At 33.5% G+C, this 4,659-nt stretch carries 3 protein-coding genes; all 3 read left to right on the top strand.

The genetic code is table 11. From position 1 onward, the window contains the following. Window positions 1–410 precede the first annotated feature (410 nt). Window positions 411–1,193, top strand: coding sequence for an MBL fold metallo-hydrolase (locus HMPREF2642_RS01985; RefSeq protein ID WP_030065548.1), 783 nt, complete (start codon window positions 411–413; stop codon window positions 1,191–1,193). Window positions 1,194–1,604: 411 nt separating this feature from the next. Then, window positions 1,605–2,084 carry a 23S rRNA (pseudouridine(1915)-N(3))-methyltransferase RlmH gene (gene rlmH / locus HMPREF2642_RS01990; protein WP_030065546.1) on the top strand — a complete coding sequence of 160 codons (480 nt, stop codon included), beginning with the start codon at window positions 1,605–1,607 and terminating at the stop codon, window positions 2,082–2,084. A 399-nt stretch (window positions 2,085–2,483) separates the two neighbouring features. Continuing rightward, the coding region (locus HMPREF2642_RS01995; RefSeq protein ID WP_070597614.1) for an SdrD B-like domain-containing protein at window positions 2,484–4,659 on the top strand (2,176 nt) is incomplete at its 3' end.

A 4,659-nucleotide genomic window follows, 5' to 3' on the forward strand; every position in this document is an offset into this window, starting at 1 on the left:
AAACCTGCTCACTGAAGCCCGTCTATCATTCCTGCAACACTCAGTACAATAACGTTCATCATAAACGACCACTCCCCGAAACAGAGTGGTCGTTTCTTTATGCTATAACGAAGCGGTCAAAAAATGATATTCCACGACACTAATTATTCATAAACTGACAATTGGCACACACCTCTTAAAATTGGTATAGTATAATATAAAGGAATTTTAGAGAACGTTTCGTTTCGAGAATTCATATTTAGAATCAACACACCTCGAAACCTCATTTATAACTCACATTAACGTGCAAAAAAGTAAAATAAAACTTAAGAACTACTAGAACCAAATGCACGTCTCACCCGTACCGCACAAACAATTCTCAAACAAATACAGATTGTACATATTAGAAAGGATGAAGTCGCTTGATACGTATGAGTGTATTAGCAAGTGGTAGTACAGGTAACGCCACTTACGTAGAAAGTGAGAAAGGTAGCCTACTTGTAGACGTAGGTCTAACCGGCAAGAAAATGGAAGAGCTATTTAGCCAGATTGATCGAAATATCAAGGATCTAAACGGCATTCTAGTCACACATGAACATATCGACCACATCAAAGGACTTGGAGTTCTCGCACGTAAATATAACCTTCCAATTTATGCAAATGAGAATACATGGAAAGCCATTGAAAAGAAAGATAGCCGAATCCCAATGGATCAGAAATTCATCTTCAATCCATATGAAACGAAATCTATCGCAGGATTCGATATCGAGTCATTCAACGTCTCACATGACGCGATTGACCCACAATTCTATATTTTCAACAATAACTATAAGAAATTCACGATACTGACGGACACAGGCTATGTGTCAGACCGTATGAAAGGCATGATTCGTGGTAGCGATGCATTCATGTTCGAGAGTAATCACGATGTTGATATGTTACGCATGTGTCGCTATCCTTGGAAGACGAAACAACGAATTTTAAGTGATATGGGACATGTGTCTAACGAAGATGCTGGTCTCGCTATGACAGACGTCATCACAGGTAACACGAAGCGTATTTACCTATCTCACTTATCTCAAGACAACAACATGAAGGATCTTGCTCGTATGAGTGTCGGCCAAGTGTTAAATGAACATGATATTGATACTGAGAAAGAAGTACTTCTCTGCGATACGGATAAAGCTCAAGCTACACCAATTTATACTTTATAATTGAATAACAGTAAGACACCTGACCTACTTAAGTATCTTTCTTAAGTAGGTTCTTTTTTTGAAAATATTCTGTGGAAAAGTAATGAAAAATGAGGAAAATAATACGTAAGTTAGTCTTAAAATTAGGTTATATATATGCTATAAATGTAATTATTGAGTTTAGACACCCTCAAAGTTATCCACTAAAATGTCCATAGTTATCCAGTATTGTGTACAATACACACAAAAATACCCACATTATACACAGAGTTATCCACAAAATAACAGGTTATTACACAGGAAATGTGTATAAATCTCAAAAATAATTAAGAAAGTATAAATATTATTGTTATAATAAGAGGGAATAGTGTGCACAAGTGAATAATTTGTGGATAAGTTGGATAAATCATACATATTTACATGGAGGATAAAATGAAAATTACAATCCTGTCAGTAGGAAAACTAAAAGAAAAATATTGGAAACAAGCAATAGCAGAATATGAGAAACGACTAGGACCTTATACCAAAGTTGAAATTATAGAAGTTCCAGATGAGAAAGCCCCAGAAAATATGAGCGACAAAGAAATAGAACAAGTAAAAGAAAAAGAAGGCCAACGACTACTCGCCAAAATCAAACCACAATCCACAGTCATCACATTAGAAATACAAGGTAAAATGTTGTCATCAGAAGGATTAGCCAAAGAATTACAAACACGTATGACCCAAGGACAAAGCGATTTTGTTTACGTCATAGGTGGATCAAATGGCCTACACCAAGATGTCTTAAACCGCAGCAACTACGCACTCTCCTTCAGCAAAATGACCTTCCCACACCAAATGATGCGAGTAGTCTTAATCGAGCAAATCTACCGCGCCTTCAAAATTATGCGTGGTGAAGCATATCATAAGTGATGAGGTTTTTAATTTGAGATAACAAAAATTTAAAAGTTCAAGATTTAACACCTTTTATCTTTATGATAAAATAACTTATGGCCTTGTCATATTTGTTTATTTACGCTTTGTTATAAGATATATAAATAAAAAACATCTTAAGACGTATTTTAAGATGGCTTTTATTACCACAATTCATTAGAATATTGATTTAAATTATAGAAATATTATATCTAAGAATTTAATATGTACATTAACTATATGAAAGTTCTGATTATCCGAATAAATGCTAAAATTAATAAAAATAATACACTTTATAATACACTTTAATATAACATAGTATTGCTAAATAATTGTACTTTTGCTAATTTTATAATGTAGGATTTAGGATTCTATAAATTAAAAAAAGGAGTGTTTTTGTTGAAAAAGAAATTAGACTTTTTACCTAACAAATTGAATAAGTATTCAATTAGAAGATTCACAGTCGGTACGGCATCTATATTAGTAGGGTCTACTCTATTATTTGGGATTGGAAATGAGGCGCATGCAGCAGAAAAGAATCAAGAATCAAATACTACAGCAAATGTAGCTGATAGTGATGTAGGTGAAGCACCATCAAAAGAAGAAGCACCAAGTAATGAAGCAACAAATGAAGCACCATCAAGAGAAGAAGCACCAAGTAATGAGGCAACAAATGAAGCACCATCAAAAGAAAAGAGCACAGACAATTCGACTTCAAATCCAGAGGTTGATTCCGAAGTATTAGATAATTCTAAACAAGGTACAGATAATGATAATTCATCTAATCATAGCGAGGATAATATTGTGACTTATGCAGAACCAACTGCATTAACAAATACCCGTTCAGTTGATTCACCTTCTAGAGTTTCATCTGATAACTCACAAGCTCAAAAGCAAGGTAAAAATGTTAATGATTCAATTAAGGTCAATTCTGTTAATGCTGATAAAGAGTATGTTGAACCGAACAATGGACAAGGTTTTTCAACAAATGTATCATTCGAAGTTGACGGTAAAGTTAACAAAGGTGATTACTTCACAGTAGATATGCCGGAATATGCTGATTTTAATGGTATTGCAGACTATAAAGCAGCAAATAATAAAATTTATCCAACTATCAATGATGGGGAGCAAGTTGTAGCAAACGGTGTTTACGATACAGAAACTAAGAAATTAGTGTACACTTTTACTGACTATGTAAATAAGAAAAATAATATTAAAGGTCAATTTGAAATTCCTCAATTTATTGATAGAAAAAATGCTAAAACAAGTGGAGATTATGACTTAAACTATAATATTGCAGACAAAACTGTTTCTAAACCAATGAAAGTTGTATACAACAACTACGATGAGGGACATGTAGTTGCTAACACTAGTTCATTAATTACAAAAGCAGACTTATTTAATGTTGGTTCACATGACTATACTCAATATATTTATGTGAATCCTAAATCTGAAGATAGTTATAATACACGTTTAACAATCCAAGGATACCAAGAAGATGTAAATGATAGTAGTACACTATTAAATCCAGATGATACTAAAATTGAAATATTGGATGCTAAGTCATCTGATAATATTGTGCCAAGTTTCCATATAAATGATGAAGACTTTGAAGATGTAACTGGCAACTTTGGAATTAACCAAAAAGGTGATAAAAAAGCACAAATAGATTTTGGTCACATTGATCACCCTTATATTGTCAAAGTTACTTCTAAAATTGATCCAAGTTCAAGTCAAGATTTACGTACACGTGTCATTATGGAAAATGAAAATGCAGAAGGTACTACAGACTTTTATGCACACGATAATACGGTTGAACGCTTAGGAGCAAACGGAGTTGCTACTGGCAATGAAAAACTTTATAACCTAGGTGACTATGTTTGGGAAGATACAAATAAAAATGGTATCCAAGACGAAGATGAACATGGTATCGAGGGTGTAGAAGTATCGCTTACACGTCCAAATGGTACAGTAGAAACTACAACGACTAATTCTGAAGGTAAGTATGAATTTAATGATTTACAAAATGGTGATTATGTTATTAATTTCAAAACACCTGAAGGATACACAGCAACTAAAGCTTATGAAGGTAATAATGCAGAAGTCGATTCTAATGGCTTAAGTACGGTTGGTACAATTAAAGATGCTGACAACTGGACTTTAGATAGTGGATTCTACAAAACGCCTTCTAAATACAGCTTAGGTGATTATGTATGGTACGATTCTAATAAAGATGGTTACCAAGACAATGATGAAAAAGGTATTAAAGGTGTTAAAGTTACTTTAAAAGATAGTGAAGGTAACACATTAAAAGCAACTGAAACTGATGAAAATGGGAAGTATCGCTTTGATGACTTAGATAGTGGTGACTACACAGTTCATTTTGATAAACCAGAAGGTCTTACACAAACATCAGTTAATTCTGGTAATGATGACGCCAAAGATGCTGATGGTGAAGATGTACATGTAACAATTACAGATCATGATGATTTCACTATTGATAATGGCTACTTCGAAGATAGTGAATCAGATTCTTCTTCAGAAAGCGAATCAGACTCAGAGAGCCATTCAGATT

The sequence above is a fragment of the Staphylococcus sp. HMSC055A09 genome, from assembly GCF_001809655.1.
Taxonomy (GTDB): domain Bacteria; phylum Bacillota; class Bacilli; order Staphylococcales; family Staphylococcaceae; genus Staphylococcus; species Staphylococcus capitis.

Coding starts and splice junctions, on each gene's coding strand:
- HMPREF2642_RS01985 (WP_030065548.1), top strand. CDS start 411: ATGAGTGTATTAGCAAGTGGTAGTACAGGTAACGCCACTTACGTAGAA.
- rlmH (WP_030065546.1), top strand. CDS start 1,605: ATGAAAATTACAATCCTGTCAGTAGGAAAACTAAAAGAAAAATATTGG.